This window comes from Micromonospora sp. BQ32, assembly GCF_059358895.1.
Map to the genome: position 1 here is coordinate 145,188 of NZ_JCADBI010000004.1, position 22,554 is coordinate 167,741.

At 69.6% G+C, this 22,554-nt stretch carries 19 protein-coding genes and 1 pseudogene; 8 read left to right on the plus strand and 12 right to left on the minus strand.

Features of this window, described 5'->3' with window-relative positions:
- Nucleotides 1-250: 250 nt before the first annotated feature.
- The 7 genes and pseudogenes from AC5L30_RS10205 to AC5L30_RS10235 all read right to left on the minus strand — a co-directional run bounded on the left by AC5L30_RS10205 (nucleotide 251) and on the right by AC5L30_RS10235 (nucleotide 8,532).
- On the minus strand, nucleotides 251-2,095 hold the full coding sequence (locus tag AC5L30_RS10205) for a hypothetical protein (protein ID WP_494866722.1): 1,845 nt from the start codon (nucleotides 2,093-2,095) through the stop codon (nucleotides 251-253).
- A 75-nt stretch (nucleotides 2,096-2,170) separates the two neighbouring features.
- Nucleotides 2,171-2,481, minus strand: a pseudogene (locus tag AC5L30_RS10210) (cupin).
- Nucleotides 2,482-3,947: 1,466 nt separating this feature from the next.
- A complete protein-coding gene (locus tag AC5L30_RS10215; RefSeq protein WP_494866724.1) occupies nucleotides 3,948-4,655 on the minus strand; it encodes an SDR family oxidoreductase in 708 nt (235 codons plus the stop codon).
- A gap of 415 nt (nucleotides 4,656-5,070) precedes the next feature.
- Nucleotides 5,071-6,060, minus strand: coding sequence for a hypothetical protein (locus tag AC5L30_RS10220; protein ID WP_494866726.1), 990 nt, complete (start codon nucleotides 6,058-6,060; stop codon nucleotides 5,071-5,073).
- A gap of 299 nt (nucleotides 6,061-6,359) precedes the next feature.
- Nucleotides 6,360-6,641, minus strand: a complete 282-nt coding sequence (locus tag AC5L30_RS10225; protein WP_494867188.1) for an FtsX-like permease family protein — start codon at nucleotides 6,639-6,641, stop codon at nucleotides 6,360-6,362.
- Nucleotides 6,642-6,688: 47 nt separating this feature from the next.
- On the minus strand, nucleotides 6,689-7,879 hold the full coding sequence (locus AC5L30_RS10230) for a sensor histidine kinase (RefSeq protein WP_494866728.1): 1,191 nt from the start codon (nucleotides 7,877-7,879) through the stop codon (nucleotides 6,689-6,691).
- Nucleotides 7,876-8,532, minus strand: coding sequence for a response regulator transcription factor (locus AC5L30_RS10235; RefSeq protein ID WP_494866730.1), 657 nt, complete (start codon nucleotides 8,530-8,532; stop codon nucleotides 7,876-7,878). Before AC5L30_RS10235 ends, AC5L30_RS10230 begins: the two co-directional genes overlap by 4 nt.
- A gap of 88 nt (nucleotides 8,533-8,620) precedes the next feature.
- Between AC5L30_RS10235 and AC5L30_RS10240 the strand changes: the two genes are divergently transcribed.
- Genes AC5L30_RS10240 through AC5L30_RS10255 form a run of 4 tightly spaced genes read left to right on the plus strand, consistent with a single transcriptional unit; the run spans nucleotide 8,621 to nucleotide 11,971 of the window.
- Entirely contained in the window at nucleotides 8,621-9,097 is a 477-nt protein-coding gene (locus AC5L30_RS10240; RefSeq protein WP_494866731.1) for a hypothetical protein, read from the plus strand.
- Nucleotides 9,097-10,134, plus strand: a complete 1,038-nt coding sequence (locus AC5L30_RS10245; protein ID WP_494866732.1) for a peptidoglycan-binding protein — start codon at nucleotides 9,097-9,099, stop codon at nucleotides 10,132-10,134. Before AC5L30_RS10240 ends, AC5L30_RS10245 begins: the two co-directional genes overlap by 1 nt.
- Nucleotides 10,131-10,787 (plus strand): ABC transporter ATP-binding protein, encoded by a 657-nt coding sequence (locus AC5L30_RS10250; protein ID WP_494866733.1) that lies wholly within the window; start codon nucleotides 10,131-10,133, stop codon nucleotides 10,785-10,787. Before AC5L30_RS10245 ends, AC5L30_RS10250 begins: the two co-directional genes overlap by 4 nt.
- Complete coding sequence (locus tag AC5L30_RS10255; RefSeq protein WP_494866734.1) at nucleotides 10,784-11,971, plus strand: ABC transporter permease; 1,188 nt, start codon at nucleotides 10,784-10,786, stop codon at nucleotides 11,969-11,971. The genes AC5L30_RS10250 and AC5L30_RS10255 overlap by 4 nt, the downstream gene beginning before the upstream one ends.
- 703 nt (nucleotides 11,972-12,674) lie before the next feature.
- Here the strand turns inward: AC5L30_RS10255 and AC5L30_RS10260 are convergent.
- Entirely contained in the window at nucleotides 12,675-13,988 is a 1,314-nt protein-coding gene (locus AC5L30_RS10260) for an aspartate aminotransferase family protein (RefSeq protein WP_494866736.1), read from the minus strand.
- Between the two features lie 84 nt (nucleotides 13,989-14,072).
- Here AC5L30_RS10260 and AC5L30_RS10265 point away from each other — a divergent pair, with 84 nt between their 5' ends.
- Nucleotides 14,073-14,960, plus strand: a complete 888-nt coding sequence (locus tag AC5L30_RS10265; RefSeq protein WP_494866737.1) for a LysR family transcriptional regulator — start codon at nucleotides 14,073-14,075, stop codon at nucleotides 14,958-14,960.
- A 168-nt stretch (nucleotides 14,961-15,128) separates the two neighbouring features.
- Here the strand turns inward: AC5L30_RS10265 and AC5L30_RS10270 are convergent, their stop codons facing one another.
- Nucleotides 15,129-15,344 (minus strand): hypothetical protein, encoded by a 216-nt coding sequence (locus tag AC5L30_RS10270; protein WP_494866739.1) that lies wholly within the window; start codon nucleotides 15,342-15,344, stop codon nucleotides 15,129-15,131.
- A 16-nt stretch (nucleotides 15,345-15,360) separates the two neighbouring features.
- Between AC5L30_RS10270 and AC5L30_RS10275 the strand changes: the two genes are divergently transcribed.
- Nucleotides 15,361-15,942, plus strand: coding sequence for a TIGR03086 family metal-binding protein (locus AC5L30_RS10275; RefSeq protein WP_494866741.1), 582 nt, complete (start codon nucleotides 15,361-15,363; stop codon nucleotides 15,940-15,942).
- 356 nt (nucleotides 15,943-16,298) lie between these two features.
- Here the strand turns inward: AC5L30_RS10275 and AC5L30_RS10280 are convergent, their stop codons facing one another.
- On the minus strand, nucleotides 16,299-16,517 hold the full coding sequence (locus tag AC5L30_RS10280; RefSeq protein ID WP_494866742.1) for a hypothetical protein: 219 nt from the start codon (nucleotides 16,515-16,517) through the stop codon (nucleotides 16,299-16,301).
- Between the two features lie 274 nt (nucleotides 16,518-16,791).
- On the opposite strand from AC5L30_RS10280, the gene AC5L30_RS10285 reads away from it, so the two are divergent.
- Nucleotides 16,792-17,280: a sigma-70 family RNA polymerase sigma factor gene (locus AC5L30_RS10285; RefSeq protein WP_494866743.1), complete on the plus strand. Its 489-nt coding sequence runs from the start codon at nucleotides 16,792-16,794 to the stop codon at nucleotides 17,278-17,280.
- 119 nt (nucleotides 17,281-17,399) lie between these two features.
- Here the strand turns inward: AC5L30_RS10285 and AC5L30_RS10290 are convergent, their stop codons facing one another.
- Nucleotides 17,400-20,489: a S8 family serine peptidase gene (locus AC5L30_RS10290; protein ID WP_494866744.1), complete on the minus strand. Its 3,090-nt coding sequence runs from the start codon at nucleotides 20,487-20,489 to the stop codon at nucleotides 17,400-17,402.
- Nucleotides 20,490-20,851: 362 nt separating this feature from the next.
- On the opposite strand from AC5L30_RS10290, the gene AC5L30_RS10295 reads away from it, so the two are divergent.
- Nucleotides 20,852-20,992: a response regulator transcription factor gene (locus tag AC5L30_RS10295; RefSeq protein ID WP_494866746.1), complete on the plus strand. Its 141-nt coding sequence runs from the start codon at nucleotides 20,852-20,854 to the stop codon at nucleotides 20,990-20,992.
- Nucleotides 20,993-21,079: 87 nt separating this feature from the next.
- Here AC5L30_RS10295 and AC5L30_RS10300 read toward each other — a convergent pair whose 3' ends face one another.
- On the minus strand, nucleotides 21,080-22,426 hold the full coding sequence (locus AC5L30_RS10300; RefSeq protein ID WP_494866747.1) for an amidohydrolase family protein: 1,347 nt from the start codon (nucleotides 22,424-22,426) through the stop codon (nucleotides 21,080-21,082).
- Nucleotides 22,427-22,554: the final 128 nt, after the last annotated feature.

A 22,554-nucleotide genomic window follows, 5' to 3' on the forward strand; every position in this document is an offset into this window, starting at 1 on the left:
GCCCTCTGAGCCGCCGGAACTCCGAATTCATCAGGTACGGCTGGAGTACTCTGCCTGGCGGCGCTCACCAATGAACCGCACCCTCTGACATGACCGGTAATGGCTGGGCCTCGCGTGCGATGAGGGGGCCCAGCCACCGGCGTGGTGACGGACGCGTGCTGCGCAGCGCGCCGCTGATGATGTTGGTCCCACGGGGCCGTCTGAGCGAAGACTCCAACTCCACCAGGTGCGGCTGGAGTATCAAGAACTCCTAACGGTCGCTGTGGCGGCTGCCGATGGAGCGGAGTAACCGGCGACCGCCTTCCTGATCCGGCTCGTTGTCCGCCACCGGATTGCCCAGCCGGGTCACCCAGTCGACGAACTCCGCGTCCTGCCTCGGCAGCGGCTCGCCCTCCGCCGGGGTGCCCTCGCCGTCCCCGTCGGCCCGGGACTTGTTACGCCGGAACAGGCCCAGCCGCCCGCTGGGCCGTCCCGCCTCGACGACGGGTGCCGGGTCGGCCGGCGCGGGGACCGGGTCGGTCTTGGCGGGGCGGGCCGGCGCGGCATCGGTCGTGGGCGGAGGCCCGGCGCGCTGGGCGGTCGCGAGGGCGTCCCAGTTCGCGGCCCGGTCCAGGTTGGGCAGGGGCGGCCGGTGCCGAGGTGGGAGCGCCGGTGCGGGCCTCTCTTGCATGCCGGCTGACTGGGTCGCCTCGGCGCCCGAAGCGGGCTCGGCCGAGGGCGGCACCCGCCGCGCCGGAACGACCGGCCAGGTCGCCTGAACCCGCGTCCGGTCGGTCTTCGGCGGCTGGTACATCCGGAGGGTCCCCGGGGCGACGAGGGCCCCGTCGGGCGGCATCTCTTCGGGTTCGGTGTTGTCGGTCTCCGCCTCCGCCGTCCCGGAGCCGTCCCCGCCAGGTCCCGCGGGAAGGTGGGCCGCCTTCGCAGGGGCCGGTTCCGATGTCTCCGGGGTGTCGTCGAGGTCGGCCGGTGTGGCGAGGTCGGCGGGTGCGGCCGATGCGGCGGTAACAGCCGGTGCGGCGCTGGCGTCCCGGTCCCCAGCCGGTGCACCGAAGCCCAGCGGTTCGGCTGCGGTCGGGAGCTCTGCTGCGGTCGCGCCGGCGGCTGGCCCCGTGCCGGCCAGGTCGACGGGCTCCGGCTCGTCGGTCGTACCACCAACGGCCGGCCTCATGGCCTGCCGCACGGTAGGGCCGGCGGACAGCGGACGGAGGATGTCGGTTGACTCGGCGACCCGCGCTTCGGCGGTGCGCGGCAGGAGCGGCCATCGGAACAACGCGGCGGCGGACGAACCGAGCACACCGGAGGCGACGGCGAGCAGCGCCCCGTAGTACGGCGTGATCTGGTACCGGTCGACGGAGTCGCCGGGACCGGCGGTCAGATAGGTGAACGCGACCAGCACCGTGCCGGCCGTGCCGGTCACGCCGTTGACCAGCGGCGAATGCCCGCGCCAGCGGGCCAGCCCGCCGGTCGCCGCGCCGATGAGCAGGGCCACCGCCGGCAGAATCAGGATCGCCAGCCGGTGTGCCGCGTCGGCGTCGAGCCCGGCCGGCTCCAGCACACCGAGCCGTACGGCGGGCACCGGCCCGGCGGTTGCGAGCGACGGGACGACCGAGACGAGCGCCAGCAGCCAAACCACGCCGCCCACTGCCGCCATATTCCAACCCAGCGGCGGCTTCACCAGTACGGCAATAGCGGCACCCGCGCCGACCAGCGCGCCGAGGGTCGCGCAGATGCCGACGGCCCAGATTGGGTCCACCGAGAAGCGCTCGGCGGCCTGGGCCGGCCGGATGCAGAGCGGGGCCACGACGGTGGCGCCCAGCGCGGCGGCGGCGGCGATGGAGACCAATCTGCCCGTGCTCCCCAGCACCTCGTACCGGCGGGCCAGGCGTGCGGCGACGACGGTGCCGGCTACGGCGGCGTGTGCCGCGAACCAGCCCACCCAGACGAGCTGGGCAGGCCACTGGTTGACGGCGCCGGTGGAGGCGCCGGCGAGCTGGACGATGCCGAAGCTGAACGCGATGCCGAGTTGACCGGCACCGGCGAGCATGCCCATCCCGAGCGCTGTGAGCAACAGGTTACGCCATGTGCGAGAGACCATGTTCGGCAGGTTACGCACCTCATGCAATGGTTTTTCCGGAATGCCGGTTTTCGTGCCCGACCGCCGTGCCAGCGGTTACTTCAGTTCGACCACGCGCGCGATGTACCTGGTGCCGCCCACATTGCTGAGCATGTGGACGGTGGCCGGGTCACGGTAGATGACGCCGGCGATGGCGCGTCGGCGACGATGCGGGCGCCTCCACGGTCCTGCACCATGTTCTGCGCGCCCCGGATCGCCACCACGAGGTACGGGTGGCCGTGGCGGCGCAGCGGCTGCCGCTCACCCGCTTCAGCCGGCGAGTACGCCCGACAAACTGGCTGGGCATCAAGGTTTTCGCCGAGAGTGCGTAGCCCGTATGGGGAATCTGTAGCAGGCGGCCTCGTCAGCCGCCGACGTGGATCCCGGGTCGGCGAGCCGGCTCGAGCTCGGTCTTGCGGCTGGTCTCCCGCACCATCTGCCGCGATCCGTGCGCAGCTCGTCAACCGGCGGCAAGCGAGTGAGGTTGACGCCTTGATCAGTACGATCCGGCGGTGAACATCGACAGCGTTGTACGTCGGCTGAGGAAACACGGGCTCAGTTTTCACGCGGCGTCGACAGGACCCTGCTGAACATTGCGAGGTAGCTGTCATGAGCCAAGGACAATCTCCGAGTGCGTCTTCCGTGAACCACGCGATGGCAGCGTGTTCGTCTGGGCTACGTAGACCGGAGGGCCCGTCCAAGCTTCAATCAGCCAGCTTTGCATGCTCGAGCAGGGCGCGTTGGCGGTCGCTGTCGTGGCGGCGGTTTGCGGCCTCGTTGTCGTTGGTGCCTGGGCGTGGGCCACTGGCAGCGGCCGTGTTGTCGGTGTGGCCGTCGGTGTCGTCCTTATCGGAGGGCAGGCCGCTCGTTCGCCACCTCGCAGTGGCCCCGCAGCCTGCTTACGACGCCATGGGTCGACTGGTTCGCGGTGTGGATGCTGGTCGGCGTGGGATGCCTGGCCGCATTGGTCATCGATCGGCGCGTGCACCCCGTCCCGTCGCGCCGCCGGCTACGCCGTGGCCCGCTGCCTACGCCAGACATCGACCGCCGCGGGCCCGCCACCACCACCTACATCAAAGCCGACCTCACACCGTAGCCACCGTCCTGACCGGCCAACTCCACCCACTAGCCGTTCACGAGGTCGGGCACGTCCGTCCCGGCTGCGAGGACATGCCACAGGATGAGCGCCTCCTCGATCCGCTCCCCGAAGGCGACAAGTCCATAGACACTCCAGCCCTGGCCGTACATCTCGCGCTGGACCCACGGCTGGTAGGTCTCACGCGGCAGAGCAAGGCATTCATCCCGGATGGCAGCCCACCGTGCCCGAAGGTCGGCCAGGAAAGGGAACTGCCGCTAATCCACGAACATGGGAATCCATGATGCACCAACGCCGGGTGGTGTGGGCTACGACGCCGCTCCGTGGAGCGAAATCAGGGTGGGCCCTTGTTCGTACCTCCACCTGCAGGCGTACGCTCACGCCGCAGACAGGTTATCCCAGTGCCGAGACCGAGCGCGCGGGAGTTGTTGACCACCAGACGCCGGTTGGTCACCATGCTGCTCGAGCCCCATCAGTCAGCTGAGCCGATCAGCTGCGCAGTCGTCGCGGTTCTGCCAGCGGAAGCGGGCTAGCTGCCGACGTCGAGGGCTTCAACTGGCGAGGATCTACCAACGAGCGCCGCGGCGTGAAGTCGATCACGATCTTCAGGGCTTCGCTCGACGTCCGCACCCCTGCGACGGTCAGCCGGAGGCCCGGCTTCATGAGAATCCGGGCCGCCCGCCGGGCGTACGCCCGTTGACCAAGCCGCTTACTCCGGCAGGCGGATTACCGGTGACGTCAGGCGAAGAGGTTGCCGGTGATGTCGGCGTAGAAGTCGGCGGGATCGCGGGAGAGGGATGCCTTGACGTTGGCGGTGGGCTTGTCAGCGATGACTTCGATCTTGCCTGCTTCCAGTCCGTTGAGGGCCTGGGCGACCACCTCGTGGGGCGCGAGCTTGGGGATGTCGATGCCAGCCATCATGTCCGTGTCGGCGATCGCCAGCGCCAGGGCGGTGACCAGAGTCTTCTGGTCGGCCAACTCGAGTCGGATGCCGTTCGTCAGGGACCACTCCGCGGCCTTGGAGGCGGCGTAGCCGTTGCTGCCGGGGCTGAAGGTGTACCAGCTCAGTGCCGAGATGACGTTGAGGATGGCGCCACCGGCCAGCCTGGGCGCGAAGGCGCGGGTGACGTTGAGAGTGCCCCAGAAGTTGGTGTCGAGGTCGCGGCGGATGTTCTCCGTGGAGGGGCCGAGCAGCGGGGCTTCAGTGGAGGTGCCGGCGTTGTTGATGAGGATGTCGAGGTCGCCCACGTTGCCTGCGGCGGCCTCGATGGACGCGGGATCCGTGATGTCCAGCTGGAGCGCGATGGCACCGGGGATGTCGATGCTTTCCAGGCGACGGGCGGTCGCATAGACGGTGGCGCCCCGGGCGAGGAGGGCCTCGGCGAAGGCCTTGCCGAGGCCGCGGTTAGCGCCGGTCACGAGAGCTGTTGAGCCGTTGATTTGCATATCGCCACGCTAAAACCTCACGTTGACGTCAGGGGCAAACTTGTGCGAGGTGAATCACGCTCGCCCGTGTCGGCGGCGCTCGGCTCAGGGCGACCCGGGTGCGGCCGGTAACGCCCAGTCGGGCGGATCGGGCGTCACCGACCGCGCGAACTGATCAAGAGCTGATGATGAAGATCCTCGACCGGCCGGCGGGTAAAGCGGGAAGCGCGACCCAGCCGAGCTCCCGAGGCACGAAGGGATCGCGCTGCCGGTGAATGAGCCGTTCGACCGGTGGCCCGACGGTGACTGCACTAGAACGGTGCCCCGGTCTAGGGCATGTATTGAAGTCTGTCACAGCCATTCGTCGATGGCGGCGAGTTGGATGGGGCTTAGTAGCGGACGACCAGCTTGTCGGCACGCCATGGAGGAGGCCGGGTCACTGCACAGCGGTGGCCGGGGGATGATCGAATGATCTGGGGCAGCGGAAGGTGTACAGTGAGTAGCCGCGCCCGATCTGCACGCCGACGGTGTCTGGGGACGCGGTCGGGTTTTCCTCGGACGGGCGCCAGCTGCAATGCGGGCCGTTCCAGTCGCTGGAGTCGACGGTGAGAATCAAGGTCATCGGGGCGCCGCAGGCAGCACAGTCCATCGGGTACGGATCGGTCAGTGACCAGTTCGCGTACCCGCCGACCTTCCATCCCGGCGCGAGCGACAAGTCGCTCTGATAGTGGGGACGGCTCTTGTCTTCGTCGTCATCCCACTCGTCGAGCCGTTCGCGTAGGTCATCGGGGAGCAGGTCGGCGTATTGGTACTCGCGGACCTGCTCGGGGTGCACCACGCACGGGACCGGCAGGTACATGTCGCTGATCACCGGCGGTTCGGGAGGCGTGTCGAGTAGCGGGCCGGCGGCGGAACTGTCGCGCCAGTAGAGAAAGACCCGAGGGCTGTAGTGCCGGTCCGAGTGGTCCACCGGGCACCACAGCACCTGGAGTAGGTCGGTGCCGTCCGGACCGGCGTAGTCCGGGATGTCGTGTCGGTACAGCTGCGCGACTGGAACCAACGGGATGGGATCCTCGATGAGGTCGTCCAGGTCCAGAGCGTCGGCCGCATCGAGCTCGGCCCGCTCCTGCGCAGTCAAGAAGTCCCCGCCCGGCAGCGGCTCCCGGGCTTCTGCGGTCGCGAGGATCGCCCGCCTGCGGCGCAGTTCGGCCGGGGTCGTCAGGTTCCATGGCTCGTGCGCCCCGGCGTCGTCGCAGACCGGCCATTCCTCGTCGGCCGGCCATAGCAGCGGTCCGCCGACCGAACTGTCCGTAACGGTCGGAGCGCCGGGACGGGGATGCAGGCGGGTAGCGGTGGTGGAATGTTCCCGCAGCTCGGGGAAGAGTGCCGCGATGTCCAGAGGACGCGGAGGCGTGGTGCGGACCATAGACGTGGATCTTATGGCCCACGTACAGGTCCTGAGCTCCGGGATGGCTGGCACCGGCCGGCGTCCCGAGTCGCCTAACGCCACCCTGCCGAAGTGCTGTCCATCGACGTAGGGCGTTACCGGTGAGCGGGCGGAAGTGTGCTGTGGGTCCGCCATCTGAGACGCCGATCCCACGAGCAATGTCATGTGATCGCGCGCCGACACCCTGCTGTGGCTGGGCCACTGACAACCGGCTTGCATGCACGGCGGGGGCTGGTGGCCGGCATCACGCCGGCCACCACCCCGTGTGCACCTGTCCATCACCGGCGCAGGATCGCTCGGGCCGGCACGAAGACCACGACCAGAGCCAGTCCGACGGCGGCGACCGCGAAGGGCCCACACGCCAGCGGGGGGACGTAGGGCGCTTCGCCGGTCGTCCCGATCATCATCGGAATCAGCGTGGCGGCCGCGATGGCCGAGCCGAGGATGACGCCCGCGAGGGAGACGAGCAGGCTCACCCAGTGGAGCATCGAAAGGACCTGGCGTCGGGTGGCGCCGACCAGGCGTAGTGCGCCCAGCTCACCGGCGGCGGTCGAGGACAGTCATCACCAGGGTGTTGAGAGCGGCGATGGCGCCTGACAAAGTCCTACTAGCCAGGCCGCCCGACCGCGCCAATCGAGTTGCCGGCCGGGAAGTCGACGGTGACGGTGAGGCCGCCTTCGGGGCCGGGTTCGGCGGTTGCAGTGCCACCGTGGGCGCGGGCGACCGAGCGGACGATGGACAGGCCGAGGCCGGTGCCGTTGGCCGAGCCGACCCGGTCGGTGAGGCGCTGAAACGGTTCGAACAGACGAGGGATCTCGTACGCTGCGATGACCGGGCCCGTGTTGGTGACGGTCATCCGGCCGGGTCCGCAGGTGACGGTGACCGTCCCGCCGGGTTGGTTGTAGGCGACCGCGTTCTCGACCAGGTTCTGCACCATGCGCTCCAGCAGGATCGGGTCGCCGCGCATGGGGGCCGGCTCGGTCGTCACGTCCGTCACCTCGTGAATCGTCGCCACGTGGGTGACTATGTCGGCCAGATCGACGGGAACGAGTTCGGCCGGCGAGTGATCGCCCCGCGCGAGCAGCAGCAGACCGTCGATCAGGCGTTCGTGGCGGGCATTGATGACGAGCAGGGTCTCGCCGAGACGGCGTACGTCGGTGGAGGGGTCAGGGTGGCTGAGTGCGACCTCGATCAGGGTTCGGTTGATGGCCAGCGGTGTACGCAGCTCATGGGAGGCGTTGGCGGCGAACCGGCGCTGAGTCTCGAACGCCGCGTCCAGCCGGGCGAGCATCTCGTCGAAGGTATCGGCGAGACGGCGCAACTCGTCCTTCGGGCCGGTCATGCCGATGCGTTGGTGCAGGTTGCGGTCGGCGACCCGGCGCGCGGTGGCAGTGATCTCCTTCAGTGGCCGCAGGGTGCGCCCGGCTGCGAACCAGGCCGCCCACACCCCGGCGACCCCGACCCCGCCCAACGCCAGCCCGCCCTGCTGGAGTAGCGACGTCATGGTTGCCGACCGGAAGTCCTGCTGGAGTCTCTGCGCGAGGTGGTATCGGCTCACCAGCTCGCCATGGGTGAGATGGGCGGTCCCATCATCGGGGGGCACTCCCGCCCGGGCCGGCACCGAGGAGGCATCCGTCGCGGTTATCGGAACGCTAATCGCGGCGACGCTGATCGGCTGCCGGGCCAGCGCCTGCCCGAGCAGAAGATAGGTGATGGTCAGCAGAGCCGCCCCGGCGAGCAGGAACAACCCGCCGTAGAGGGCGGTCAGCCGGAGGCGGACGGTCCAGCGGCTCCTCATCTGATCTGGTACCCCACTCCGGTGATCGTCTCGACCACCCGCGGCGGTCCGAGCTTGCGGCGCAGGGTCATCACGGTGACCCGTACGGCGTTGGTGAACGGGTCGGTGTGCTCGTCCCAGGCCCGTTCAAGTAGCTGCTCGGTGCTGACGACGGCGCCGTCCGCGCGCAGCAGCTCCTCGAGCACGGCGAATTCCTTGCGGGAGACGCCGACGACGCGGCCGTCCCGGAACACCTCGCGATGGGTGGTGTCCAAGCGGAGGCCGGCGCGTTGCAGGACCGGCGGGGCTGCCGGGCGGGCACGGCGGCCGAGGGCGCGGACCCGGGCGACCAGCTCGGCGAAGGCGAAAGGCTTGGCCAGGTAGTCGTCGGCGCCCAGGCCGAGGCCGTGAACCCGGTCGGTGAGGTCACCGGAGGCGGTCAGCATCAGGATGCGTACGTCGGGCTGCTCCTGAACGACGGCCCGGCACACGTCGTCGCCGTGCACCCGGGGCAGGTCACGGTCGAGGACGAGCACGTCGTACTCGTTGACGGCGAGCCGTTGCAGGGCGGCGTCACCGTCGTGCACGCAGTCGACTGCGAGCGCCTGGAGCCGCAGCCCCTCGGCGATCGCCTCCGCCATCACGACCTCGTCCTCGGCAATCAGCACACGCATCGGGACATGGTTACCCGTCCGGCTATAAGAAAGCTGTAAGCGTTCGCGCTGATGTGGATCTTATGAGCGGTGGAGTCTGCTGTGCGGCATGAAGAAGTTCGTCGTACCCCTGCTGATCTTGACCTTTGCTCTGAGCGGTTGCTCGACGGCGCCACGTGAGCAGCCGGAGCCCGAGAACGACACGGCCAAGGTGCTCGCCTACACGAAATGCATGCGCGAGAACGGCGTCGACATGGAGGACCCGCCGCCCGGCGGGATGGCCGTCCCAGGGCTCCCTGCGATGGACGCCGGCTCGCCCGAGATGAAGAAGGTGGAGGCGGCCGCGGAGAAGTGCGCCGGACTACTGCCCGCGGCCACCGCCGGAGGGCGCAAGATCACGCCCGAAGACCTGGAGAGGGCGCGGACGTTGTCCAGGTGCATGCGGGAGAACGGGCTGCCGGACTTCCCTGACCCCGACCCGGAGAGCGGCGCGGTCAAGCTCGATCCGGACGCCGAGTTCGACATGAGCAAGCTGAAAGAGGCCGGCAAGAAGTGCGGCGGCACGCTCCCGCTCCAGGCGCGCTGATGAGACGCCGCACCATCGTGGGTGTCTCGGCCGCGGTCGCCGTGCTGGCCGGAGCGGGCACGGCGACCATCGTGCTCCGCCCGCCACCGGCACCACCCCAGTCCAGTGCGGGAGACGGACCGACGACCAGGGTCGAGCGCGAGACCTTGTCGGGTTCGGTCGTGGTCGATGGAGAACTCGGATACGGCGAACCGGTGCCGATCGCCGCGAAGGCGCCCGGCACGGTCACGTGGCTACCGAAGGTGGGCGCCCGCATCAATCGCGGCGGTGCCCTGCTGCGGGCCGACGACGTGCCGGTCGTGCTTCTTTACGGGGCGCTGCCGATCTACCGCGAGCTGCGGCCCGGCGTCGAAGGTCCGGACGCGGCCCTGCTCGAACGCAACCTGCGCGCCCTCGGATACACCGGCTTCACCGTCGACGATGAGTACACCGGCGTGACCGCCGAGGCGGTGCGCCGCTGGCAGAAGGACCTGGGCCGCGAGGAGACCGGGGTGGTGGACCCGACGTGGCTGGTCGTCGCGGACGGTGCGATCCGGGTGGCGGGCCTGAACGTGCGCCCGGGTGCGGCGGCGACCGGGGAGGTGCTCACCTACACCGGCGCCGCGTCCGTGGTCACGCTTGACGTCGAAGCGGACGGGGCCGGGTGGGCTCAGCCCGGCGTCAAGGTGACGGTGACGCTGCCCAACGACAAGAAGACGCCGGGTACGGTCGCGTCGGTCGGCGCCAAGGCGAAGCCGAAGGAACCCGGCGGCACGGCCCTGATCCCGGTGACGGTCGCGCTCGATGACGAAGCTCCGCTCGCAAAGCTGCGCGAGGGGCCGGTCACCGTGACGTACATCAGCGAACAGCGCAAGAACGTGCTCACCGTGCCGGTCGCGGCGTTGGTCGCCCTCGCCGAAGGCGGCTACGGGCTCGAAGTGGCCGACGGCGGCACGCGCCGTTTCCTGCCGGTCGAGGTGGGATTGATCGCCGACGGCAAGGTTGAGGTACGCGGTACCGGCCTGGCCGTGGGCATGACCGTGGGGCTGCCCGAATGATCACGATGAGGAACGTTGCCAAGGTCTATCCGGGCGGGGTGACCGCCCTGTGCGACGTATCACTGTCGGTGGAGGCGGGCGAGATGCTCGCCGTGGTCGGGCCGTCCGGCTCCGGCAAATCCACCATGCTGCACCTGCTCGGCGCCCTCGACCGGCCGTCCGCCGGAACCGTGCACATCGACGGCCATGCGGTCGCGGCGCTGTCCGACCGGTCGCTGTCCACGCTGCGGGCTCGGACCATCGGATTCGTCTTCCAGCAGTTCCACCTGGCCGCCGGGGTGTCCGCCCTGGACAACGTCGCGGACGGCCTGCTCTACACCGGGATACGCCGTCAGGAACGCCGGGATCGGGCGAAACGTGCGCTGGAACGGGTCGGTCTCGGCCCTCGCGTCCACCACCGTCCGCACGAGATGTCCGGTGGTGAGCGGCAGCGGGTGGCGATCGCTCGCGCTGTGGTCGCCGACCCGGCTCTGCTGCTCGCCGACGAACCGACCGGCAACCTCGACTCGGCCTCGGGCGCGGTCGTCATGAACTTGTTGCACGACCTGAACCGGGCCGGCACGACGACAGTCGTGATCACCCACGACCGGGACATCGCCGCCACCCTGCCCCGCCGGGTGGCTCTGCGCGACGGCCGGATGGAGGCGGCATGACCTCGTTGCGCCCTGCTCGCCTGGCGGGCTCCGACATCCTTCGGCTGGGCGCGGCCGGGCTGCGGGCGCGGCCGTTGCGCATGGTGTTGTCGGCAGCCGGCATCGCCATCGGCATCGCGGCCATGCTGGCGGTGGTCGGCATCTCCACGTCCAGCCGGGCCGACCTCGACCGCGCCCTCGATGCCCTGGGCACGAACCTCCTGACCGTCACCCCCGGCGACAAGCTCACCGGCGGCGAAGCGACCCTGTCGCCGGACTCGATCGCCATGATCCGCCGGATCGGCTCGGTGCTGTCGGTCAGCGCCACCGGGCGGCTCGAAGCGAGGGTCTACCGCAACCAGTACATCCCGGTCGCCCAGCACGGCAGCATCAACGTGCTGGCCGCCCACCCCGACCTGCTCGCCACCCTCGGCACGAGGATGGCCCACGGCCGCTGGCTCACCATGACCAAGCCGGGTGTGCCCGCGGTCGTGCTCGGCTCGGGCGCAGCCGGACGGCTCGGCATCCGCGCGCCCGGCCCCCGGGTCTGGCTGGGCGGGCAGTGGTTCGCGGTGGTCGGGATCGTCGAGCCGACCGCGCTGGCCCCCGAACTGGACTCGTCAGCCATGGTCGACTGGTCCACTGCCACCGGACTGCTGGGCTTCGACGGCCACCCGACGACCGTCTACACCCGATCCGTCGAGAGCGCCGTCGAGGCGACCCGCCACCTGCTCGGCGCCACGGCCAACCCCGGAGCCCCCAACGAGGCGCGGGTGTCCCGCCCGTCCGACGCGCTGGCCGCCGCCCGGGCCACCGACTCGGCCCTGAACGGCCTGCTCCTCGGCCTGGGCGCGGTGGCCCTCCTGGTCGGCGGCGTAGGCGTCGCCAACACTATGGTCATCTCGGTCCTGGAACGCCGTGGCGAGGTCGGCCTGCGCCGCGCCCTGGGCGCCACCGGCCTGCATATCTGCCAGCAGTTCCTCACCGAGTCGCTGCTGCTCTCCATCATCGGCGGCCTGGCTGGCGCCGCGTCCGGGGCCCTGGGCACAGCCGCCTGGTCGTGGTGGCAGGGCTGGCCGGTGGTGATCCCGCTGTGGGCCCTGTCCGGCGGCCTCGCCGCCACCGTCCTGGTCGGCGTGATCGCGGGCCTCTACCCGGCCGTACGAGCGGCGCGCCTCGCCCCGACCGAAGCACTGGCCCGCTGACCACCACGCCTTGACGCCCGCCAGACCCCCATCCCGAAAGGTGTCTAGTGGTCCGGGATCTAGAGCCTGGGGATGCCGTGCTGATCTTCCGTGCGTCGGATAATCGCGCCTGAACCCATGGATTTGGCACCTCCAAATGCCGAGACTGCGAACACGCAAACGCCCTCCTCGGTCGGCCGTATGGTGACCGAGAGGCTGCTGTCGGGACATCTTCCATGCTGAAGGGGGAGACCGCACAGTCGCTCGCGGCGGCTCGGCCATATCAACCGCGTTCGTTGTCAACGAAGTCGCCACCACGGCAGCGGTTGTCGTCCTTGTCACGCTGCCCTGGGTGCTTGGTGGCTGGGTGCCACCGCCATCTGCCTTCGTGCCCTCGCTTCTGCTGGCCTTGGGATCTGGCTTTTTCAGCATTGTGGCGCTCGTCATGACTCTCTTCGGGCCGGCCCGGCATGACGACGCCCCTGCATAGCACCCGCCGTGCGCTCGTGCGGGCTTCGCCCTGCTCGAGGGGTGCTGCACCCTGCTATGGCCGATTACGGAAGCTGGGGTCCTCGCTGGAGAGTTGCTGATTCAAGCCACGGCTGGCGCGATGATCGCGCGGACGGCTCCGAAGATTTCCCGCGCGATGTAGCGCTTGAAGCTGCTCGACGGCGCCGCGAAGTGGTCATTCATCCAACCGGGATCATGATCCCCGGCTGGTGTATCAGGGTATGAACTGCGGCACCACGTCGGCGAGTGCATGGTCGAGGATTTCCAGGCCCAGGTCCAGCTCTGCGTGGCTGGAGGTAAGCGCTGGCGCGATGCGGAAGACGCCGCCCATGCCCGGCAGCTGCACCACGTTCATGTGCAGGCCCAGCTCCAAGCAACGCCCTGTCACCGCGGCGCCCAGCGCGTCGGCCGGTCGCTTCGACTCCCGGTCCCTGACCAGCTCGAGCCCGACCAGCAGCCCGCGGCCGCGCACGTCGCCGACCACGGGGTGCCGTTGGCTGATCTCCTGAAGGCCCTTCCGCAGGTACGAGCCCAGTCGCGCCGCCTGTTCGTCGAGCCGGTCGTCCTCCAGCACGTCCAGGACCGTGTTGCCGACCGCGGCCACCAGCGGGTCCGAGACGTGGGTGGTGAAGAAGAGGAAGCCGCGCTCGTGCGCCGTCTGCTCGATCTCCGGGCTGGTCACCACAGCGGCCAGCGGCAGGCCGGCGCCGAGCGTCTTGGACAGGGTCAGGATGTCCGGCACGACGCCGTCGCGCTGGAACGCGTACCACTCTCCGGTGCGGCACAGACCGGTCTGCGCCTCGTCGAGGATCAACAGCCCGCCCCGCTGGTGCACCTTGTCGCGCAGCGCCACGAGGTATCCCGGCGGCAGGTCGATCACCCCGCCGGAGCTGAGTATCGGCTCGACGACGCACGCGGCCAGGCTGCCCACCGACTGGGCGTCGAACAGCTCGAACGCGAACTCCAGCTGATGCCGCCAGTCCAGCTCGCCGCTGGGAAAGGTGAAGTCGGGCCGGTACGCGTTCGGCGTGGGGATCGCGAAGTTGCCGGGCGCCGCGGGCCCGTACCCCTTGCGCCCCGAGCTGTAGGTGGCGCTCGCCGCAGCCTGCGTCATCCCGTGCCAGGACCGGGCGAACGAGATGATTTCGTGCCGGCCGGTGACCAGCTTCGCCATCCGGATCGCCGCCTCGTTGGACTCCGCGCCGGTGGTGAGCAGCAGGACCTTGTCCAGCGGCGCGGGCAGCGAGCCGGCGAGGCGGCGTGCCAGCTCGACCACGGGCCGGCTCAGCATGCCACTGAACAGGTGGTCGAGAGTCGCTGCCTGCCGCTGGATCGTGGCTACGACGGCCGGGTGGGAGTGGCCGAGGATCGCGCTCATCTGCCCCGACGTGAAGTCGAGCAGGCGGCGGCCGTCGGCGGTGAAGACGAAACTGCCCTCGGCGCGGTCGATGATCTCGCGTACGAAGCTGCCCGCGCCGATGTAGCGGACCAGGTGACGATCGGCGTCGGACCAGAACGAATCAGCCATGGATCGACGCTAGGCAGCCCGGACAGGCACGTCCATCGCACATTTCCGCTGTCGCTGTTAAGCAAAGCCGTACAGTCGGCGGTCATGACGCTGAATCCGTGGCGACTGCGCCTGCTCGCCGACCTGGCGACCTACGGCACCGTCCGGGCCGTTGCGCAGCGCGGCAACCTGAGCCCGTCGGCGGTGTCGCAGCAGCTGACCACGCTGGAACGGGAGACCCGGACCGCGCTGCTCGAACGCACCGGGCGCCGGGTGCGGCTCACTGCGGCCGGAATGTTGCTCGCCGGCCGGGCTCGGGAGATCCTCGCTGCCATGGACGCGGCCGAGGCGGAGCTGCGCCGCCTCGCCGACGAGCCGGCCGGCACGGTCACCGTGGCCGCGTTCCAGAGTGCGGTGCAAGCCCTCGCCGAACCGGCGCTTGTCCGTCTCGCGGCCCGACACCCGGATGTGAGCGTGGTGTTGCTGGAGCTGGAGCCGCACGAGAGCATGCCGGCGCTGCGTCGCGGCGACGTCGACCTGATCATCACGACGGCCGACTTCGCCGGCGCCGAGCTCTCCCCGGAGATCCACCTGGTACCGCTCGCCACCGACCCGATCGTGCTCGTACTGCCCCCGGAGCATCCGCTGACCAGCGCCGAGTCGGTAGCCCTGGAGGCGTGCGCGCAGCAGCGCTGGACGTTCGACGTCGCCGGCTCGTACATGTCCGAGCTGTCCACCCGGCTGTGCCGGGAGGCCGGCTTCGAGCCCGTGGTGATCTGTCGGTTCAACAACTACATGCTGGCGCTCCAGCACGTGGAGAACGCCCGCTCGATCACCATGTTGCCGAAGCTGGCGGTGGACCCGCGATACCGGGTGGTGACCCGACCGCTGAGCCCGCCGCTGACCCGGCGCATCACCGCCGGGGCCCGGCGACCGGCCGCGTCACGCCCCGAGGTGACGGCCGTGCTCAATGCCCTGAGAGCAGGTGACTGACCTTGGCCGAACCGTCGGTCGGGCCAGCGCCCACTCCTCGGCCTCGCGATCGGACCCGGTCGGCCCGCCGCCGTGCGTCTACGGTCGCCGACGGCCGGGGGTGATCGGCCTGGGAAAACATCGGTACAGCGATTGACGCTAAGCCGGTGATCATGGGCTTGGTGCCGGTCACGGGCGGGGCGACCACACCTCGGCGTTCGGGTGGGGCTGGGATAGGAGGCGGTCGCGGAGGTCGATCTCCTCCGGAGTGAGCGTGGCGAGGAGGAGCGTCCCGCCAGGAAAGACCAGGAACATCGGGTCGGTCTGGACCCAGCCAATCGCGTCGCCGATCGAGCGGCCCGACGCCGGGGTCGCCGACGGCACTTGACCCTGTTGCCGGAACACGGTGTCGAATGCTGGCGTGCTTTTGACTCTGCTCGATGACTTGGCGCGGGTAGCGGCCGGCACCACCGCGGAGCAGTACGCGTTGCCGACTCCGTGCGACGGGTTTGACGTGCGGCGACTGCGGCAGCACCTCACCGGCGGGCTCACCTACTTCGAGGCCGCCTTCGCCGACCCTGGCGCCGAGGAGCGAGGAGCGGATCCGCATGCCTACTCAGGGCCCGACCAGCTTGAAGCGGTCCTCCCGCGGCTCTCGGCGACTTTGCGATCCGCGCTGGCGGCCGGGGTCGAGAAGACCGTCGTGAACGTGCCTCACCTCGGTGGAGCGTTTCCCGGCGCCGTGGTCCTGGACATGCTGCTGATCGAGGTGATCACTCACGGCTGGGACATGGCCACCGCGGCGGGTCTGCCCTGGAAACCGGACGAGGCGACCTGCGAGCGGGCACTTGCTTTCTACCGGGCGACGCTCAAGCCCGAGTGGCGCGGCCCCGGCATGGCGTTCGGCCCGGAGTACGCAATCTCGCCCGACGCTTCTCCGGTGGAACGGGTCGTCGCTTTCGCCGGCCGTGACCCTGGTTGGTCGCCGGCAACCTACCGGTAAGGGCCCCCCGATCCATGCGCCCGGTTGGGTCATGGCTACAGCCGTTCAAGTCTCTTCCTACCTGGACGTCTTCGTACGAAATCAGGTCAGCCCTGACCTGGGCAACGCGCTGAACGGCGCGAACTGACGCCGGCTCGAACGGCAAGATCGACAGCTTGGCGGCCCAGGGCGCCCTGCTGGCCCTCGTACTGGACGCGTGCACGGGCGAGTTGGGAAAGCTGGGACTCAAGCCCAACGAATTCTTTGTGCTCGCGGAGGTGGCGACCGCGCCCTCGCGGCGCTCGCGGGGCGGATCTTCTCGAACCAAGGCCGGCCTGACCGCCGCCGACGTTCCGCGCCCAGGCGGATCTCCGGCGTCAGCGTCGAGCCGCCGGTGACCGACGCACGATCCACAGGCGCGCCTTGCCGACGCTGGCCTCGGGCAACCTCGCGATACGGGAGGCGGGCGTGTCGGGCACCTTGCTGATGGCGGTGTCGTGCAGCCGGGCCACCGCGATGGCGCCCTGGAAACTGGCGGCCGTCGATGGGACGAACGTCGGCATCCGGTAGTTCTCGCCTATCACCGTGGCGCCCATGGGCGGCGGAAGGAGTCAAATGCTGTGACCATCAGCCGCCGAGGATGCCGGTCGGTCAGCGGCCGTCGATGGCATTCGGTGTCACGGCCTTCTCGGCTTGACTGTGTCGTGAGAACACGGCTTCCACTCAGCTAAGTCGAAGCAGCAGCCTGGCTCCGACTGGCACGGGCCGCTGGCTTCGTTGCCGATGGCGTACCTAGTGGAGGGGCGAACGGCGATGCCCGTTGCGGTCTGCAGGAAACCCGAGGCGGCTTCGACGGCGCGGGAGCAGTGCATGCGTGAGCTCTACGCGGCCACCGAGGCTCAGCTGAGGCGTTACCTCGCGCGTCTGTCGCCGGGCCGGCCGGAGGACGCCGAGGATCTGCTTCAGGAGACCATGTTGCGGGCCTGGCGCAGGGTCGACGACCTGCCCGCCGACGTCGAAGCGCGGCGCCGCTGGATGTTCACCGTCGCGCGGAATCTGGCGATCGACGCGGTCCGGAGCAAGATGGCCCGACCGGCCGAGGTCTACGGAGACCTCGGCGTGTGGACCGTGGCGGTTCCCGACGAGACCGACCGCCTGGTCGACCGGCACGTGCTGGAGGACACACTGGCGCGGCTGACCGAACGACAGCGAGCGGTGCTGCTGTCGCTGTACTGGACGGACCGGTCGGTGGCCGAGACCGCCGTCAGCCTGGGCATCCGGGAGGCCACGGTTCGTTCGCACTCGTACTATGCCCTGCGCACCGTCCGGCGCATGCTGAGCCGCATCGACCCCGGCTAGCTAGTGCATCGTCATTCTGTTGTCTTGACGTGACGTTGATGTCCAGGTGGATCTGACTGGCCTCGGCCGTCCGCATCGCCCCGGATCGGGACTTCTTGCGGACGGCCGAGGCCGGGGGATCAGCGAATCTCGTACGCCCGGATGATGGTCGTCGTGGCCGTGTTGCCCGCGGTGTCCGTGGCGGCGGCTCGCAACGACACGAAGCCGGACGCCGGGTTGGTCACCTTCACGATGCGGCGGTCCTTGCGGACCGTGGCGGGGCGCCAGGTCAGACCGTCATCGGTGGAGAACTCCGCGGTCAGCGTACGGTTGGCTGCCGCCGCCGATCCGATCGCGCGATCCACCGTGACCGGGATGGCGTAGTCGCCGGCCGGGGCGTCCCCGCGCGGGCTGAACCGGATGGTGGACAGCGGGAGGATGTTGTCCCCCGCCGCGGACGCGAATGTCCACGCGCCGCTGATCGAGGTGCTCAACCGGAACGGAGCGGAGCGGGTGGCCGACGTCTCCAACCGATACGTCCTACGCTCCGCGGGCACCGGGAACGAGGGGTACCGCGACGAGCTCTCGCCGATCAGCGTCCCGTCGGAGTAGAGGGCCGTCCGCCTGGTGTCCGGCACGGTCACACTGCCCCAGTGGCCAGCGCCGTCGCCGAACATCGGGATACCGGCCGAGATGGTGTCTCCCGAGCGGTGCGCCAGATCGGAGGAGTAGTCGCTGGAGGTGGACGGCCCGAACACCGGCGTGTTCCAGGTCTGTTGATGGACCGTGCCCGGAGTCAGGCGTTGAGCCGGCCCGGCGGAGGAGCTGAGGGTCTCGCCGTCCAGTTGCTGCTTGAACTCGCCGCGCCAGCTCGCTGTGCCATCGCCGCCGACGTACTCGGTGCGCTCGAACGGCAGCGAGAACGGCACGGACTCGCTGCCCCCCGACCATCCGGCGACCGAGGGCAGGTGGGCCTTCGCCCCGTTGGCGCCGTCCGCCTCGCGCACGTATCGGGCCTTCACCGTGGACAGCTCCGCGGTGCTGATCCGCTTCTCGAAGCCGGTGAAGAACGCACCCTTGCGGGAGTACGCCACCTCATACGTGTACGGGCTGTCCCGGAAGCCCTCCTCGTCGTTCTTCCACTTGGCGAACACGCTGTTGACCAAGACGGTGAACCCGTCCGCCCGCTGGGCGGGCCCGATCCGTGCGGTGAAGAGATCACCCGGAACGTACGAGTAGGCCGTGGTCCCCGCCTGGCTCTGGCCGGTGGTCCAGGAGACGCTGACGAAGGTGGCGGCCTGACGGGCGTCAGCGCGGGGCGCGGTTACCGTCACCGGCCGGGCCGTACGGGCGTCCAGCGTGACGGTCATCGCCTTGTCGACGACCAGCTTCGGCTGCACGAGCAGGCTCGTGCCGTCTGCCGCGTAGAACTCGGAGGCGAGCCCGTAGGTCCCGGCGGGGACGTTGACCGTTTCTTCCGCGCCGGCGGTGATGCTGTAGGTCTTCGGACGATCCAGCCGGATGAGTGAAGCGAAGTGGTTGTAGTCGTCGGGAGCGCCGGCGCGGTCGATGTGGCGGAAGGTCACGTCATACTTCTCGACGTCACGGTTGACCACCACCGGCGTGCCGACCCGGACGTCGCCGGATCCCGTCGCCACGATCTGGGCGTGCTGGTATCCGTCCGTGCCCTCGCCACTGGTATCGGCGACCACGGTGGCCGTCGCCGCGCCCCCGGCCGGAACGGTCAGGCCGGCGGGCGCCACCGAGAACGTGCCCGTTGCGCCCTCGACCGTGAGAGCCAGGGTGATGGGAGCGGCGCCGCTGTTCCGGTACGTGAGGGTCCGGCTGATCGGGGCGTCGTCGGAGTGTGGCCACTCCTGACGGCCGAAGTTGACGCCGGCCCCGTCCACGGTCACCGTCTGGCGGACCGCCCGTGCGACGTCGACGCGACCGGCGCCCTGGGCGAACCCGTCCAGGCCGGCGGTCGGCTTCGACGAGCCCATCAGCATCGCCTTCTTACGGCTCGGCGACCAGTCCGCGTGCTGTTGCGTGAGAATCGCGGCCGCCCCGGCCACGTGCGGCGTGGCCATCGACGTGCCGCTCATGCTCGAGTAGCCGTCGACGACCGGATCACCGCTGACCGCGTTGGCCGCCCGTGCCGCCACGATGTTCACGCCGGGCGCGGTGATGTCCGGCTTGATCGCCCCGTCCCCGACGCGAGGGCCGAGGCTCGAGGTCAGAGCCAGTTGGTCACGGTTGTCGACCGACCCGACGGCGAGGGCCGCGTCCGCGCTGGCCGGCGACATGACCGTTTCGGGTCGTCCGTATCCCCGGTTGCCGGCCGCGATGACGAACAGGGCGCCGTGCGCCGCGGTGAGGTCCTCGACCGCCTGCTCCAGCAGATCCACCCCAGGTTCGTCGAAGTAACCCAGGCTCATGTTGATCACCGACGCTCTCGGGGCGGCCCACTCCATGCCGGCGAGAATGTTCGACTCGGGGCAGAACTCTTCGCCGCACACCTTGGCGATGGCCAGCTTCGCGCCCGGCGCCACGCCCCGGTATCTGCCGCCCGACCGCGCGCCGGTTCCGGCGATGGTGGAGGCGACGTGGGTGCCGTGGCCGTTGAGGTCCTCGCCCGGCTCGTCGGTGAAGTTCGCCGTCGCCGTGATCTTGCCGGCGAAGTCCGGGTGGGTGCTGTCGATGCCGGTGTCCAGCACCGCCACCGTGACCCCGGTGCCGTCCAGACCCTGCTGCCAGGCGGTCGGCGCGCCGATCTGCGGCACACTGACATCGAGGCTGAGTTGGCGTTTGCCGTCCAGGTAGACCCGGTCGATGCCCGGGGTCAACGCGCGTGCCGTGCTCGTGCCCGTGGTCAGCGAGCTCCAAAGTTCGGCCCGCTCGGCCCGCGTCGTGCGCGTGGCCAGCAGACCCGAACCCGGGAGATCGCGGCCCACGCGAGTCGTTCCGTTCACCGCGGCCCGTGCGCCGGCCGGCCCCTTACGCTGACCGCTTTTCGGGTACGCCAGCAGCAGCGGCAGATCGCTGTCGCCGGTGTAACCGAACTCCCGCAGCGTGGTGACGTCGAACAGCCGCTCGTCCAGCCGGCCCTGCCGCAGCAGCGGCGCCGCGTCCGTCGGAACCACGTGCTGATGACCGTCGACCAGCCGGCTCGAGTACCGGATGCCGGCGCGGCCGGGACCGTGCTCAAAGGTGACCCTCTGCCCGGACACCGTCACCCTGTCACCGGTGATCAGAGTGACAGTGAACGGCTCCTCTCCCGCCGGAACGGACTTCGCTGCTTCCGCCTGAGTAGCGGGAACGCTGACCGCGAGGGCCGCGACCGTCCCCAGCGCCACCAAGGCGGCGCCCCAACGTCTCGTATACATCTACCGTTACTCCACTCCGAAAAGGATGGTGTCATACGGATAGACGTGCTTCATCGACGATCGGTTACCGCCGGACCGATACGTCCGATCTTGAATGCGCTCGGCCGAACGAGCGCGAGCTGCGCGCCACCGGCGAGCACCCGAGCAAACGGAACGCCCAACCCGCCGATGCGCTCACCGCCCACGAACTGCACATCGCACGCCTCGTGGCAACCGGAGTAACCTCCCGTGAGGTCGGCGCACAGCTGTTCCTCAGCCCACGGACCATCGAAACCCACCTGCGCAAGATATTCCGCAAGCTTGGGATCACCTCACGCCGCGAACTCAAAGAACTGCACCTCCCCTGACCGGGGCGGTCTGACCCCGCCGACGACCGGTAACTCCTACCGACGAAGTTGGACGCGCTGACGACGCTGGTCGAAACGTTGAATCGCTCAGATCGCTGATGCTTCGGCGGGAACACGCAGACGCGAGGCAACGGCGGCAACCTCCGCCTGAGCCTGCCGCCGATCTGCTCGGACCGATTCCGATCCGGCGACGACCACGTCTCCGGCCACCCACACATCCGTGACCGTTCGGGATCCCGCGGCCCAGACGAGATTGGCGACAAGTTCTTCGTCCGGCACGTCCAGCCCGGTGGCGAACGCGGGATCGTCGACGCCGACGTGCACCAGATCGGCCCACCGGCCTGCCTCGAGCGCACCGATGTCGTCACGGCCCAGGGCCGCGGCGCCTCCACGGGTGGCCAGCAACAGCGTGTCCGCCGCTGTCACGGTGGTCGGATCCTGGCTGGTCACCCGTGCGAGAAGAGCGGCGGTCCGCGCTTCGTCGAGCAGGTCCAGGCGATCGTTGCTCGCCGGGCCGTCGGTGCCGAGCCCGACAGGCACGCCCGCCGCTCGCAAGGCCGACAGTCGCATGACGCCGGAGCCCAGCTTCGCGTTGGACGACGGGCAATGCGCGACCGCGGCCCCGGCGCCGGCGAGCAAGCCGATGTCGGCGTCCGACAGGTGAACGGCGTGGGCGGCCAGGAGCCGAGACTGCAGCAGACCGACAGACTCGAGAAGTGCGGGCACGGTTCCGAACTGCGCGCGCTGCGCCTGGTCCTCCAGTTCGGTCTCCGCGAGGTGGATGTGGACGAGTGCGCCGCGCGTACGGGCCTGCTCGCCGACCGTACGAAGGGCCTCGGGCGGCAGGACGTAGGCGGAGTGCGGGCCGTACGCGAATTCGATGCGGTCGTCCGGTCCGAAGCGCAGCCCGTCGGCGTCGACACGGCTGCTGATGCGATCGACCACTGCGCGCCACGGTTCCCGTCCCGGAAGGTCCAGAACGGCTTCGGCCAGAACCGCGCGGCCGCCGGCCTGCAGAGCGGCCTCTGCCAGCTGGTCGATGTGAAAGTACATCTCCGAGGTGGTGGTCACGCCGTTGCGGAGCATCTCGATCGAACTCAGCAGCGAGCCGGCTCGGATGTCCGCCGCCGTCATCGACGCCTCCGCCGGCCACATCGCCTCCCGTAGCCAGGAGATCAGGGGCAGATCACCACCTCGGCCACGTAACACGGACATCGAGCTGTGAGCATGCGTGTTGACCAGACCAGGCAGAAGGATGCCGGACATGGTCCGCACGCCGCCGGTCCACACCGGAGCATTGGCCGCGGTCGAGACGTTCTCGATTCGTCCGTCGGCGCCGATGTCGACCACCGCGTCGCGCAACACCGTGCACGTGATGTCGCACGGAATCACGATCGGGGCGCGGAGCCGCAACGGAACGCGTTTCGCTTCCATAGGCGCATTGCAGACCGTGTGCCCAGAACAAGGTCAAGTCCGAGGTGGCCCGCCGGGCCGCCAAGGCAGCCACGGCGGGAGTGACTGGTCCGGCGTCAGCGGCGGCCCAGCGTCGCGTCGAGCAGGGC

What these genes read in the sequence shown, in the direction of transcription:
- AC5L30_RS10205 (WP_494866722.1), bottom strand. Translation starts at nt 2,095, where the DNA reads ATGGTCTCTCGCACATGGCGTAACCTGTTGCTCACAGCGCTCGGGATG.
- AC5L30_RS10215 (WP_494866724.1), bottom strand. Translation starts at nt 4,655, where the DNA reads ATGCAAATCAACGGCTCAACAGCTCTCGTGACCGGCGCTAACCGCGGC.
- AC5L30_RS10220 (WP_494866726.1), bottom strand. Translation starts at nt 6,060, where the DNA reads ATGGTCCGCACCACGCCTCCGCGTCCTCTGGACATCGCGGCACTCTTC.
- AC5L30_RS10230 (WP_494866728.1), bottom strand. Translation starts at nt 7,879, where the DNA reads ATGAGGAGCCGCTGGACCGTCCGCCTCCGGCTGACCGCCCTCTACGGC.
- AC5L30_RS10235 (WP_494866730.1), bottom strand. Translation starts at nt 8,532, where the DNA reads ATGCGTGTGCTGATTGCCGAGGACGAGGTCGTGATGGCGGAGGCGATC.
- AC5L30_RS10240 (WP_494866731.1), top strand. Translation starts at nt 8,621, where the DNA reads ATGAAGAAGTTCGTCGTACCCCTGCTGATCTTGACCTTTGCTCTGAGC.
- AC5L30_RS10245 (WP_494866732.1), top strand. Translation starts at nt 9,097, where the DNA reads ATGAGACGCCGCACCATCGTGGGTGTCTCGGCCGCGGTCGCCGTGCTG.
- AC5L30_RS10250 (WP_494866733.1), top strand. Translation starts at nt 10,131, where the DNA reads ATGATCACGATGAGGAACGTTGCCAAGGTCTATCCGGGCGGGGTGACC.
- AC5L30_RS10255 (WP_494866734.1), top strand. Translation starts at nt 10,784, where the DNA reads ATGACCTCGTTGCGCCCTGCTCGCCTGGCGGGCTCCGACATCCTTCGG.
- AC5L30_RS10260 (WP_494866736.1), bottom strand. Translation starts at nt 13,988, where the DNA reads ATGGCTGATTCGTTCTGGTCCGACGCCGATCGTCACCTGGTCCGCTAC.
- AC5L30_RS10265 (WP_494866737.1), top strand. Translation starts at nt 14,073, where the DNA reads ATGACGCTGAATCCGTGGCGACTGCGCCTGCTCGCCGACCTGGCGACC.
- AC5L30_RS10280 (WP_494866742.1), bottom strand. Translation starts at nt 16,517, where the DNA reads ATGGGCGCCACGGTGATAGGCGAGAACTACCGGATGCCGACGTTCGTC.
- AC5L30_RS10285 (WP_494866743.1), top strand. Translation starts at nt 16,792, where the DNA reads ATGCGTGAGCTCTACGCGGCCACCGAGGCTCAGCTGAGGCGTTACCTC.
- AC5L30_RS10300 (WP_494866747.1), bottom strand. Translation starts at nt 22,426, where the DNA reads ATGGAAGCGAAACGCGTTCCGTTGCGGCTCCGCGCCCCGATCGTGATT.